This is a genomic window from Solirubrobacter pauli, assembly GCF_003633755.1.
Taxonomy (GTDB): domain Bacteria; phylum Actinomycetota; class Thermoleophilia; order Solirubrobacterales; family Solirubrobacteraceae; genus Solirubrobacter; species Solirubrobacter pauli.
The window spans coordinates 2,288,155-2,302,834 of the sequence record NZ_RBIL01000002.1 but is presented as its reverse complement, the minus strand read 5'-3'; the positions used below and the strand labels follow the sequence as shown (position 1 = coordinate 2,302,834).

At 72.8% G+C, this 14,680-nt stretch carries 1 protein-coding gene; it reads left to right on the top strand.

What is annotated here, in order from left to right:
• Positions 1-78: 78 nt before the first annotated feature.
• On the top strand, positions 79-14,679 hold the full coding sequence (locus tag C8N24_RS30350) for a PKD domain-containing protein (protein ID WP_121257321.1): 14,601 nt from the start codon (positions 79-81) through the stop codon (positions 14,677-14,679).
• Position 14,680: the final 1 nt, after the last annotated feature.

The following is a 14,680-nucleotide window of genomic DNA, read 5'->3' as shown; positions in this document are numbered from 1 at the left end:
TCGTGATACAAGTCACATCCTGAGAGGGCGGCCTGACGGACCAGGGCTGCGAGGTCCGAGAGGGAACGGGTTGCACGGATGGCACGGAAGCGCATCGCTGGCCGCTGTACGGCATCACTGATCGCCGCGCTGCTCGCGTTCGCCGCTCCGGCCGGCGCGCAGTCGGTGCCGGACGATCTCGGCGGCTACGACCTCACGGACTGCTCCAGCGCAGGCTACGACGGCTACGACGCCGGCGGCTGCGACGTCGCAAGCCCGAAGCCGCGCCTGCTGGCGTCCCCGACGACGCCACGGGTCGGCGGCGACGTCACGCTCACCGCCGGAGCGACCGGTCGTGTCATCGCGTATGCGTGGGACCTCGACGACGACGGCAGCTATGACGACGGCTCGACCCGCAACGTGACGACCCGCTTCACCGGGCCGGGCGCGCACCGGGTGGCGGTGCGGGTCACCGACGACGTCGGCCGGGTGGCGCTCGTCGAGCGCACGGTCGAGGCCCACGTGGACAACCGCGCGCCCGGCGGGAGCCTGTACATCACGCCCTTCGTGCCGCGCGTGGGCGCGCCGGTCACGCTGCGCTCCTATCCGTACGACACCGACGGCACGGTCACCGCGGTCGCGTTCGACCTCGACGGCGACGGCGCCTTCGAGACGGCGGCGGACGCGGCCGGCGAGGCCACGACCACGTTCGCGCAGGAGGGGCGGCGCACCGTGCGCGTGCGCTTCACCGACGACGCCGGCGCCACCACGACCGCCACCAAGCAGGTGGACGTGCGCACGGGCAACCTCGCTCCCATCACGTCGGTCAGCGTCTACCCGGCGATCACCCGGCCCGGCGAGCCGGTCGAGCTCTACGCGTCCGCGTCGGACGTCGACGGCGAGATCGCCCGCTTCCAGTTCGACCTCGACGGCGACGGCAGCTACGAGACCGACGCGGGCGCGGAGCAGTCGGTCAGCACCACGTTCCCGACCGCCGGCTCCTACGAGGTCGGCGTGAAGGTGACCGACGGCGAAGGCGCGACGGGCATCGGACGCCAGTCGGTGCACGTCTCGGCCGACTCGGCACCGCCCACGTTGGTGTCGTTCACCACGTCGGTCAGCGGCGGGCGGCTGTTCGCGAACGCCTACGCGCAGGACTCCGACGGTGGGATCCGCCAGATCGCCTGGGACCTCGACGGGGACCAGGTCTACGAGGATCGCGTGGACGAGTTCGACTACCCCAGCTCCTACCAGTCCTCCTCCGCGCAGCTGCCGGTGACGCAGCCCGGAACCGTCGAGGTCGGCGTGCGCGTGACGGACACCGGCGGCCTGGTCACCACCAGCCGCCGGGCGATCCGCATCGACGGCACCCCGCCGCGGCCGCCGCAGATCTACCAGACCGCCGCCGCGCGAGCGGGGCAGAGCGTGTCGTTCTCGGCCTCCTACGTCGCGGACCAGATGTACGAGTGGGACCTCGACGGCGACGGCGCCTTCGACGACTTCGAGGGCTCGTACGTCACGCGTGCGTTCCCGAGCGCGGGCAGCTATGACGTCCGGGTCCGCGTCAGCAACGGCTACGGGGCCGCGGTCGGTCGCGGCGTGATCACCGTGTCGCCCGCGACCGGGAACCTCGCGCCGACGCTGTACATCAGCACCTCGGGCAGCCCGCGCGCGGGCGTCGGCACGTCGTTCTACGCGTCGACCTCCGATGCCGACGGGACGATCGCCGGCTACGCCTGGGACCTGGACGACGACGGCGACTTCGACGACGGCACGACCTCGTCGGTCGGCACCACGTTCGCGGTCGCGGGCACGTACGCGATCGCGGCGAAGGTCACCGACAACGGCGGCGCGACGACGATCCAGCGCGCAGTGATCGCCGTCCACGACGGCAACACGGCCCCGCTGATCAACGTCAACACGCCCGACGGCACGACCGTCGCCACGGTCGGCCGCCCCGTCACGCTGCGCGCCCAGGAGGACTCCACCGCCAGCGACGACCGGATCGTCAAGTGGGAGTGGGACACCGACGAGGACGGCATCTTCGACGACTTCGTCGACACGTCCAGCAACTTCTCGAGCTCGCTACCCGTCACGTTCGGCACCACCGGAATCCACCGGGTCCGCGTGCGCGCCACCGATCAGGGCGGCGCGACCGGCGTCGGGACGCTGCTGATGACGGTCGTCGGCGGCACGCAGGCCAACCGCGCGCCGCGCGCCACGATCAGCCTGCGCAGCGTGGTCCGCACGGGCGTCGCGGTGATGCCGTACGCGACCGCCTCCGACCCCGACGGCGACCCGATCACGTACGCCTGGGACCTCGACGAGGACGGCGCCTTCGACGACGGCGCGTCCTCGTTCCCGAGCGTGACGTTCACGACCCCGGGCGTACGTGTCGTCCGCGTGCGGGTCAGCGACCCGTCCGGCGCCTCCAGCGTGGCGGCGATCAGCACGACGGCGGTCGCGTCGAACCTCGCGCCCGTGATCCAGAGCTTCCGCCCGTCAGAGGAACCCCGCGTCGGCCAGCGCGTCTACATCGACTACTACGCCTACGATCGCGAGGACGGCTACGCGAACGCGACGTTCGACCTCGACGGCGACGGGGACTTCGACGACGTGCTGAGCAGCGGGTACTGGACGCCGACCTCGTCCGCGCCGCAGACGCTCGCGATGAAGGCGACCGACTCGGAGGGCGCGACCACGATCGCGACGTTCGACTTGCGCCCCGCCACGGGCGCGCTGCCACCGACGGGCTGGATCCAGTCCTCGGCGGATCAGCTCGTCGCCGGGCGCAGCGCGATCTTCAGCGCTCGCGTGACCGAGTGGGACACGACGGGCTGGACGTACGCGTGGGACCTCGACGGCGACGGCCAGTACGACGATCGCACTGGCCGGAACGTGAGCGTCACGCTCGTCGCGCCGTCGATCACGCTCGGCCTGCGCATCACCGACGAGGCCGGCGCGAGCACGACCATCCGCGGCACCTACGAGGTCGGCAGCCGTCCGCCGTCGGCCGCGTTCACGGTGTCGGACCTCGAGCCCGACGAGGGCGCGACGGTCACGCTGGCGAGCACGTCCAGCGACCCGGACGACGGCCTCGTCGCCCAGCGGTGGGACCTCGACAACGACGGTCAGTTCGACGACGCCACAGGCGCCAGCGCCGTGCTGCCGGTGCCGACCGCCGGCAACGTCCGCGTGGGCTTGCAGGTGCGTGACGCCGCCCGCGGCGTCGGCGTCGCCTACAAGGTGATCCGCGTGCAGTCCAAGACGGCACCCAAGGTGTCGTTCACGGCCTCGCCCGAGCGTCCGTTGGAGGGCGAGACGGTCACCCTGCGCTCGACCTCGACCGACCGCCAGGACGACATCGTCGCCTACGACTGGGACCTCGACGACGACCGGCAGTTCGACGACGCGACCGGCGCGACCGCCACGACCTCGTTCCGGTACTCCGGGACCAACCGCGTGCGCCTGCGGGTGCGTGACCGGGCCGGCCACGAGGCGGTCGCCCGCATGGACATCCGCGTCCGCTACAGCGGCGGCGGGACCCCGACGCTCCCGCCCGCCAACGACGCGTTCGCCGCCGCGACGGCGCTCACCGTCGCCGCCCCGGAGCAGCTCGGGACGACGACCCTGGCGACCGCCGAGGCGGGCGAACCGGCGCACGCCGACCAGCCGCCGTCGCGCTCGGTCTGGTTCCGCTACGACGCGACCACCAGCCGCAGCGTCACCTTCGGCACCTGTGGCAGCCACTTCGACACCGTGCTCGCCGTCTATCGCGGCGCTGCCCTCGGACAGCTCGAGCGACTCACCGCCGACGACGACAGCGGCTGCGGCGACGGCACCAGCAAGGTCACCTTCGACGCGGTGGCCGGCACCACGTACTGGCTCGCGCTGGACGGCCGCGACGGCGACTTCGGCCGCTTCCGCATCGTGCTGCACCCGCAGCCGGTGCTGGCCGTGCCGAGCAACGACGACCGCGCGCAGGCCATCCTGCTGCCGAACGTCACCGAGCTGTCCGCGACCAACGTCCGCGCCACCAAGGAGCCGGGCGAGGCCGCCCACGCGGGCAACGCGGGCGGCCACTCCGTCTGGTACGTGCTGCGACCGACCACGACGGGTCGCGTGTGGCTGGACGCCTGCACCGCGACGTTCGCCTCGCTGCTCGCGGTCTACGACGAGACGGGCACGTCGTTGGGTGACAGCGGCTCCCCGTGCGCCCCGGTCACGTTCGCGGCGACCGCGGGCGCGAGCTACCACGTCGCCGTCGATGGGCGCGACGGCGCCGAGGGCACGTTCACGCTCAAGGCCCGCACCCAGCCGACCAACGACGCGTTCGGGACGGCCGCCACGCTCAGCGGCTCTGCCGCCGGCACGACCACGCTGGCCACGCCCGAAGCCGGGGAGCCCGCGCACGCGGGAAGCGCGGCCGCGCGGTCGGTCTGGTACACGCTGACCACCAACACGACCGCGAAGCAGATCGTCAGCACCTGCACGGGGTCGACCGCTCCGACGCGGATCGCGGTCTACGAGGGGACGAGCGTCGCGGCGCTGACCCCGATCGCCGCCGCCGGCCCGCTCAGCGGGTGCGCCGGCGGCAACGGGGCGCGCGTCGCCTGGAACCCTCCGGACAGCGGCACGCGCACCTACCGGATCGCGGTCGACATCGCCGGCCTCACCGACGCCGACTTCAAACTCGACACGGGCACGGCGCCGGTCAACGACGACCGCGCGTACGCCTCATCGCTCTACTACTCCACGGGCGGGACGACGATCTCGGCCACGCACGAGGCGGGCGAGCCGGCACACGGTGGCGCTGCGTCGGTGTGGTACGTGTGGCGGCCGTACGACAGCGGCCGCGCGCGGGTGACGAGCTGCGTGGGCGAGGCGACCGACACGATCATCGGCGTCTACCGCGGCGAGGACCTGGCGCCGGTCGGCCTCAACGACGACACCGCGGGCTGTGGCAACGGCAAGCAGAGCCTGGTCGACTTCGACTACAGCGCCAACGAGACGTACTACGTCGCCGTCGACTCGCGACTCGGGCAGGCCGGCCCGTTCTCGCTGCGCCTGCGGACCCGGCCGACCCACGACAACCGCGCCGACGCGTCGACGATCACGAGCGACACGGTCGTGGGCTCGCTGGACCTGGCGACCAAGGAGCCGGGCGAGCCCGATCACGCCGGCCGGCCCGGTGGGCAGTCGGTCTGGTACCGGTGGACCCCGAGGGTGTCCGGCCCGGTGGTGATCGACACCTGCGCGATCCTCACGGGCGGCAACCTGGACACGCTGCTCGCGGTCTACGCGGGCACGAGCACGACGGCGACGGCCGCGAACGACGACACGGCCGGCTGCGGCAACGGCGGGACGGGCAGCCGCGTCACGTTCGACGCCGGCGCCGGGACGACCTACCTCATCGCGGTCGACAGCAAGGGTGGCGACCTCGGCGAGTTCCTCCTGTCGCTCCCACCCTTGAACGACTTCTTCGCCGCCGCGGACCAGGCACAGGGCGAGTCCTTCTACGGGTCGGGCTACCTCACCCGGGCCACCGCGCAGGCCGGTGAGCCGGCACACGCCGGCTCCGCCCCGCAACGGTCCGTGTGGTACGCGTGGACGCCGCCGCGGAGCGGCCTGGCGACGGTCGAGACGTGCGGGTACCCCTCCACGCGGTTGGGCGCGTACACCGGTGACGGCCTGGCGGCGCTCATCGCGGTCAGCCCGCTGCCGCGCAGCACGTGCGGGACGGCGTCCGGCCAGCGCATCCGGTTCGCGGCGACCGCGGGCGTGACCTACCGCTTCGCGGTCGACGCCACCGCGGCCAACGCGGGCTACTTCAGCGTCTACGGGCGGCTCGCACCGGCCAACGACCTGCGGGCCGACGCCGAGAACCTCGGGAACCTCACGGGCTACGCCGTGGACGGGACGACCAGTGCCGCGGGCCGCGAACCCGACGAGCCCGACCACGCCGATGCGGGCGGGCAGGCCTCCGTCTGGTACTCGTGGACCGCGCCGCGGTCCGGAACCCTGCGGATGGACACCTGCGCGGGCACCGACTACGACACCGCGCTGGCGCTCTACAGCGGGGCGGCGACGACGCCCGTGGCGTTCAACGACGACTCGCCCGGATGCGGCTCCGGCGGCCGCGGCAGCCGTATCCGCGTCCACGTCGACGAGGGCACGACCTACAAGCTCGCCGTCACCGGGCACGGCGACTCGGAGGGTTCCTTCCGCCTGCGCTACGCCATGGGCGCCGCCAACGACGACTTCGCGGCGGCGCAGACGCTGACGGGTGGCTCGGTGGTCTCCGGCAGCCTCGTCGACGCGGGCCGCCAGCCGTCTGAGCCCGACCACGGGGGCGCCGGCGGCGACCACTCGGTCTGGTATCGCTTCACGCTCGCCGACACGCGCAACCTCGAGCTGCGCGCCTGCCCGACCGGCGGTCCCACACCCGCGCTGGCGGCCTACACCGGCACGTCGCTGCCGTCGCTGATCGCGTCCGGCACGCCGACGACGCGCGTGATCGACGGCGTCACCTGCCGCGTCATCTCGTTGCGTGGAGCGACCGGCCAGCGGTACGTCGCCGTCGACGGCGGGGCGCCGCTGGCCGAGGGCCAGTTCACGCTCGCGCTCGCGCTCGCCCCCGCCAACGACGACATCGCGTTCGCCGCGCCGATGGCCGGCAGCGGCGCGGTCGCCGGCACCACGTCGGCGGCGTCGACCGAGCCGGGCGAGCCGCAGCACGCCGGGCTCACCGGGGGCCGCTCGGTCTGGTTCCACTGGACACCGGCGCGCACCGGGCCCGTCTCCCTGGACACGTGCGGCTCCGGGCTGGACGCGCTGCTGGCGGTCTACACCCGCTCAGGCACCGCGCTCACGCCCGTGGTCGCCGATGACAACGGCTGCGGGACGACCGCCGCACGCGTGACCTTCACGGCCACGGCCGGGCAGGAGTACTACGTCGCGGTGGACGGCAAGAACGGCGCCGAGGGCGAGTTCCTGCTGTGGCTACCGCCGGCCAACGACCTCTTCGCGGCCGCGCAGACCATCAACGGCGCGGCGCCGACAGCCACGGGCAGCACCGCGCACAGCCTCGCCGAGCCGGGCGAGCCGGCACACGCGGGAACCGTCGCGACGCGCTCGGCCTGGTACACGTGGACGCCGCCGCGCTCGGGCGCCGCGGAGCTGTCGACCTGCCTGGCGAGCCCGTCGGACACCCGGCTCGCGCTCTACACGGGCTCGACCCTGGCCACGCTGGCGTCGGTCGCCTCCAGCGGGCCGGTCGCCGGCTGCGCGGACGGGCACGGAGCCCGCATCCGCACCCGCGTGACGAGCGGCACGACGTACCGCATCGCGGTCGACGGCGCGGGCGACGCGTTCACGCTGCAGGCGGCGCTGGCACCGACCAACGACGATCGCGCGGACGCCATCACCGTGGGCGACCAGCAGGTCATCACCGGGACGACCGCGTTCGCCACGAGCGAGGCGGGCGAGCCGAGCCGCGACGGGCAGGCCGCCGCCGCCTCGGTCTGGTACCGCGTCCGGGCGACGACGACGCAGAAGCTCTCGCTGAAGACCTGCGCGAGCGGCTTCGCCACGGTGCTCGGCGTCTACGACACCGACCTGCGCGAGCTGGCCGCGGCGGCCGGCGGGGCCGGGCCGTGCGCGGACCGCGCGGCGATCAAGCTCGACGTCGCGGCCGGCACGGACTACCTCGTCGCGGTCGACGGCAAGGCAGGCGCGACGGGCCCGTTCTCGCTCTCGATCGGCGCCGCCGGCAACGACGACATCGCCGATGCGACCACGCTCACCGGGGCTCGCGCCTCGGGGACGGCGCGCACGGACGTCGCCACGACCCAGGACGGCGAGCCGACCGACGTGAGCTCAGGTGCGCGCTCGGTCTGGTGGCGCTGGACCGCGCCGTCCAGCGGGACCGCCGAGGTGAACGCCTGCGGCAGCGACTACCAGACCCAGCTGTCCGTCTACCGGACCGCGGTGAGCGTCGCCAACCGCGTCGGCCAGAACGTCTTCGGCGCCGGCTGCAACAGCCGCAGCGTGGTGACCTTCACGGCGACCGCCGGCACGACGTACTACTTCGGCCTGTCCGCCTACGGCGGCACCGGCGGCATCGCGCGCCTGCAGCTGAACCCGCCGGCCAACGACCGCTTCGCGGGGGCCGTCACCCTCACCGGGCGCGACACGACCGTCGCGGGGACGCTCGAGGGGTCCTCGGCCGAGGACAACGAGCCCGTGCACAACGCCGCGGGCGGCCGGCGCACGATCTGGTACGCGTGGACGGCCACGGACAGCGGCCAGCTCACGCTCGACAGCTGCGGCTCCCCGACCTCCGTCCATCTCGCGGCGTACACCGGCACGACGCTCACCGGGCTGGTGCGGGCGACCACGGTCAGCTCGACCCAGTCATGCCCGGCCGGGTCGCCCGGCCGCGTGCTGACCGTCGGCATAGAAGCCGGCAAGCTGTACCGGCTCGTCCTCGAGGGGGACGGCGCGGCGGTCGGGGCGACCTCGCTGCGTCTGCGGGTGATCACCGACGCCGACCCGCCGGAGACGACGCTCACCGACGGCCCGGCCGCGATCATCAACACGACGAGCGCCACGTTCGGCTTCGTCGCCGATGAGGCCGGCTCGCGCTTCGAGTGTCGGCTCGACGACGCCGCGTTCGCGGCTTGCACGTCGCCCTGGACGATCGCCGTCCCCGAGGGGGAGCGGACGTTCGAAGTGCGCGCCGTCGACGCCGCGGGCAACGCCGACCCGACGCCTGAGCGGCTCGCGTTCACGGTGGACCGGACCCCGCCGGCGGTCACGGTCGACCAGGCGCCGCCCGAGTACACCAACCAGCGCGACGCGACGTTCGCCTGGTCCTCCACGGACGCCACCGCGACGTTCACCTGCCGGCTCGACAGCGGCGCGTTCGGCACGTGCGCCTCGCCGGTCACGCTCCCGGGGCTGGCCGATCGCACCTACTCGTTCACGATCCGTGGAACCGACAAGGCCGGCAACCAGAGCACGGTCACGCGCACCTTCACCGTCGAGACGGGGTTGCCGGAGACCGCGATCGACTCCGGTCCCGCCGACGTCACCGCGGCGACCGAGCCGGCCGTGAGCTTCAGCTCGCCGACGATTGGCGCGCACTTCGAGTGCGCGGTCGACGGCGCCACGTTCGCGGCCTGCTCCTCGCCGCTCGCGCTGCCCGGGCTCGCGGACGGGGCGCACGTCGTGCAGGTGCGGGCGGTGGACCGGGCCGGCAACGTCGATGCCACGCCGGCCGAGCGCCGCTTCACGGTCGACCGGACCGCTCCCGACACCACCATCACCGGCCGACCCGACGGTCCGGTGCACGCCGAGCTGCGGTTCAGCTTCACCTCCTCTGAGGCCTCCAGCACGTTCCAGTGCGCATTCGACAGCGAGCCCTTCGCGAGCTGCACGTCCGGCCAAGCGTTCGACCTGCGTGCGCTGGTCCCGGGTGAGCACACGTTCCGCGTACGGTCCACCGACCGAGCCGGCAACGTCGACGCGAGCCCCGCGACGACGACCTTCCGCTACGTCAACGAGACGCCGCTCGGCAGCCTGGTGGTGACGCCGGACGCGGTCACGATCGGCCAGCCGCTGCAGGCCACGATCGGCGCGACCGACGCGGACGACACCGACCTGGACTACCGCATCGCCTGGGGGGACGGCGTGGTCCAGTCCGGGGCGTTCCCGCACGCCCCGCTCGCGCACACCTACGCACGCGCCGGGACGTTCGTCGTCCGGCTCGAGGTCGGCGACGGGCTGGCGACCCACGTCGTGACCCGAACGGTGCTCGTGTCGCTGGCGGAGCCGCTGAGCGCGAACGCCGGCGACGACCTGTACGCGGTCGCGGGCGAGACGGTCACGTTCGACGGGTCGGGCTCTCGGCCGCCGGCCGGGATCGAGCGCCGCACCTGGACGTTCGGCGACGGGCAGTCCGCGACGGGTGAGGTCGTCACGCACAGCTACGCGAACGCCGGCACCTACACCGCGACGCTGACCGTGGAAGGTGGCTCGGCGAGCGACTCGGACACCGCGACGGTGACCGTGATCCGCCCCGAGGACGCGCCCGGGATCCTCGCCACGGTGACCTCCTCCGGAGTGCCGGTCCGCAACGCCGATGTCCTCATCACCGCCAGCACGGGGCAACGCGTGGCGGCCGTGACCGACGCGAGCGGCCGCGCCCGCCTGCGCGGGCTGCCCGACGGCGCCTACACCGCGCTCGCCTACGCTCCCGGGCACCTTCCCGGGAGCGCGCCGGTGACGCAGGTGATCGGCTCCGGCCAGGTCACGCTGGACCTGCCCAAGGGGGAGGTCGCGAAGGCGGAGGTGACCTCGCGCCCGCTCAGCCTCGCGGAGATCCGCGCCCTCGGGATCAACGAGAACGACCCGAGCAACCAGAACGTCGTCGAGTTCACGATCAAGCTCGGCACGACGTCGCTGTCCGGCCACGCGAGCAACGGCGGCTTCCTCGGTGGCGGCAACGGCCTCTCCTGCACGCGCCTGCGCTGCTCCGGAGGCGGTGGCGGTGGTGGCGGCGGCCGCGTGGTGGTCGACCACGTCGACCTCGGCGACGGCCAGGCGGGGCTGACCACGCTCGTCATCCCCGGCCGGGCCAAGTGGCTGAAGGAGTTCTTCGAGGTGGCGATGACGGTGCACAACCTCGCGCCCGACCCGCAGTTCGTCCTGCGCCACGGCGTGGCGACGCTCGGGATGGAGGCGGGGCTCAGCCTCGCCCCGACCGGGCGGGGCGAGCGCCTCCAGCAGCCGTTCCCCGACCTCGCGGGCGGCCAGAGCGCGTCCGTGAGCTGGATCGTGCGCGGCGACAAGGAGGGCTCGTACACCCTCGGTGCCGACTACGCCGCGACGCTGGAGCCGTTCGGCCGCTCGATCGCGGTCCAGGCGAAGATGGACGACCCGCTGAAGGTGTGGGGCGCGTCCGCGCTCCGCCTGACCGTCGACGCCGACGAGACCGCGCACGAGGGCCACCCGTTCCACGTCACCGTCGGCCTGAAGAACGTCGCGGACGTGCCGGTGTACAACGTCTCGCTCGAGCTCCTCAAGCAGGGCGCGCGGAACTTCATCTACCAGCCGCGCGAGCAGCTCGCGCACTCGGCGGGCACGCTCGAGCCGGGCGCGACACTCGATCACGACTACGTGCTCGTGCCGACGTTCAGCGGTCGCTTGGACCTCGACGACTCGGCCGTCAGCTACGGCGCCGGCGTGAAGGGCATGCCGTTCGCGATCACGACCCACCCGGACGTCAACCCGCCGGACAGCGCTCCCCAGGTCCGCGTCTTCCCGATGAAGGACAAGCTGGGCCTGCGCTGGGACCCGGTCCCGGGCGCCACCGGCTACGCGGTCTACTCGACGGCGGCGCCGGACGAGCAGTTCCCGGCCACCCCGGATCCGAACGCGCAGATCCTGCCCAGCGATGCGGGCAAGCCACGCGCGGTCATCCGCAACCTCGCCGACGCGGCCAAGCGCTACTACGCGATCAGCCCGATCGTCAACGGCAAGCCGCTCATGAGCCACAAGCTGGTCTCGGGCGAGCCGGCGGACGGCGTCACGCTCCCGGACATCGATGCCGAGTACGGGTGGCCGAGCGACGATGAGCACATGTGCGCGGTCACGCAGGGAGGACCGGCGTCCGGCACGATCAACTTCAGCTTCGAGGACGAGTTCTTCGACGTCGCCGAGTACACGATCCGGTCCGGCAGCACCGTCAAGCAGCAGACCGGCCTGACCGGGCACAAGGTCCAAGCACCCTTCGACATCGGGCTGACCGGCAACCAGACGGTCAAGGTCGACGTCACGGCGAAGAACTCCGACGGCGACTCGCGCACGTGGAGCGCGACCTTCGACGGCAAGTGCAACCGCGAGACCGCCGTGGTCGTGGCGATGGGCCTCAACAGCAGCCTCGACGGTCCCGGGCAGACCAAGATCACCACCAAGACCAGCGAGCTCGGCTGCGACAGCCGCAAGGGCCCGGCGCACGTCGACACCGACGGCTTCAGCCAGCAGGCAGCGACCAACGCGTGTGATGGCAACGGCGACAAGACCGGCAACCTCGTCGCGTGGCTCCAGGAGCAGGGCTACAAGAACGGGCCCAACCGGCGAGCTTCGAACCGCACGTTGCTGGAGTTCTCCTACAACGGCGCGACGGTCGACTGCGACGCGCCGGGCGGTCCGCGCTTCACGCCGAGCTCCTACAGCAAGTTCGACACGTACCGCGAGCTCGTCGACCAGGTCGTCCTCGACCTCAGCGGCACGGCGTCGAACTACACGAACCGCTTGATCGACTACGACCGGTGCTGGCGGATCAAGCACGGGCGCTCGCTGATGTACTCGGTCGTCGGCCACTCGCTCGGCGGCTACGAGGCGATCGGGATCGCGCTCGAAGCCGTGCTCAAGGGACGGCCCGATCTGATCGACGGCATCACCACCGTCGACGGTGCCGTGCATCCGCTCATGGTCCTGCCGGAGATCAACGCGCACTGCGCGAGCGACTCGGAGTGGTGGCAGGTCCCGGTCGACCTGGCGATCGACTTCGCCTCGCTCGACCCGCGTTACCAGCTGGACCTGTGGCTGCTGCACAAGACGTCGGTGCAGGCCCGCCGGTTGGAGTTCTCGATGTTGCAGGCGCGGGACATCCGGGTGGCCACGGTCACCAACCACTTCGACGACTGCCTGCGCGAGACGGCGACGATCAACGACTACGCCGACGACCGCGAGGTCTGGCGCGTCGCGCTCAAGGGCTGGTCGGGCAGCGAGGCCCACGGCGCGCTGCTGCAGTCGCACGCGGACGTCGAGGAGGACGCCGGCTACCCGCTCGTCGAGTTCCTGGACTCGCACTACTACGTGCGCAACCAGGGCGTCTACATGCCGAGCGTGGATGCGCCGGCCCCGGTCTCGGCCGCCAAGGGAACCCGATCCGCGACCACGCGTGCGGGCGGCCTTCGTGGACGCGTCACATGGGCGGGGACCGGTGAGCCGGTGCAGTCGGCGCAGGTCACGGCCGTCGGCTCCGACGGCGCCACGTTGGCGTACACCGGCGTCGAGGCGGACGGCAGCTTCAGCTTCACCGAGCTCGCTCCCGGCACGTATCGCGTGCGAGCCACCTCGGTGGGTGGGACCGGCGTCGGCGCATGGGCGAGCGCCGCGCTCGTCGTCGCTGACGATCCAGTCGACGCGGGGACGATCGCGCTCCCGCGGCCGCGGACCACCGCCGTCACCCTGGTCGACGCGGCCGGCAAGCCGTTGGTGGGCGCGGCGGCCATGCTGTTCGACGAGGACGATCGCACGGTCGCGTTCGGGGAGACCGACGCCCAAGGCCGAGTGGACCTCATGGCACCGCCGGGCGACTACCGCCTGGGCGCGGCGGCCCTGCGGTCGAAGTCGAAGCTGCTCCCGGTCACCGCCGGCCTCCCCGTGCAGGTCGAGCTCGCGCCAGGACTGGATGTGACCGCGACCGCCAAGGACAGCCAGGGAGATCCGCTGCTCGGTGTGCTCGTCGCCCTGTACGGCCCGGACGGTCAGGTCAAGCGCACCGGCGTCACCAACGCTGAAGGCGTGTTCGCCTTCACGGACGTCGAAGACGGGAGCTACGCCGTGCGGCTGGTCGAGCCGATGAAGCGGTTCCAGCTGCCGGACGTGCGGATGCCGGTCGCCGCCGGCGGTGCGGCGTCGTACCAGGTCGGTGCCTCCCCGGTGCTCAGCTCCGGACCGCCGACGGCGAACGCCGCCGTCGGTGCGCCGTACGCGTTCGTCTTCGCGGCCACGGGGGCGCCGTCGACGTTCACGGTCGCGGCCGGCCAGCTGCCGCCGGGGCTGACGCTGGGCGCCGACGGACGGCTCGCCGGCACGCCGACCGCCACGGGCGTGCACACGTTCTCGGTCCGGATCGTCAACGCCGCCGGCACGATCGTCGAGGGCCCGTTCTCGATCACGGTCGGTGCGCCGGGGCCGAGCATCACGTCCGGCGCGCCGCCCGAGGCCCGGGTCGGCCGCGAGTACCGGTTCGCATTCACCGGCTCCGGCTCGCCGACGTTCGCGATCGGCTCCGGGAAGCTGCCCGACGGGCTGACGCTCGACCCGGACGGCACGGTGCACGGCGTCCCGACCACGGCGGGCGAGTTCGCCTTCGAGCTCTCCGTGCGCAACGGGGTGGGCACCGCCACGGCGGCGTACACGCTGCGGGTCACGGCCGACCGGCCGCCCGTGTTGGAAGCGACGCCGACACCGCCTCCGTCGTCGACGCCCGTGCCGGACCCGGGGCCGGCCCCGGACACCGCCGCGCCGAAGCTGTCGAAGCTCAGCGCGGTGGTCGCCGGCAAGGCGTTCAAGACGTTCGCGGCCAAGGGCACGCTCGCCACGTCGTTCACGGTGAGCGAGCGGGCGAAGATCACCGAGGAGCTGCTGCTGGCGAGCGCCACCGCGAAGAAGCTCAAGGTCAAGGGCAGCGCCGTCACCGTCGGCGGGAAGCGGTACGTCGTGATCGGCAAGGCGACGACCACCGGCAGCGGCACGCTCAAGCTGACCGTCAAGGTCTCCAAGGCGGTCGCCAAGCCGCTGGGCAAGCAGAAGCAGCTCGCGTTCGTGCTGCGGGTCAGCGCCACGGACGCCGCGCGCAACACCGGGACGGCCACGGTGGGGGTGACGCTGAAGAAGCGGTAGG

Coding starts and splice junctions, on each gene's coding strand:
- C8N24_RS30350 (WP_121257321.1), top strand. CDS start 79: ATGGCACGGAAGCGCATCGCTGGCCGCTGTACGGCATCACTGATCGCC.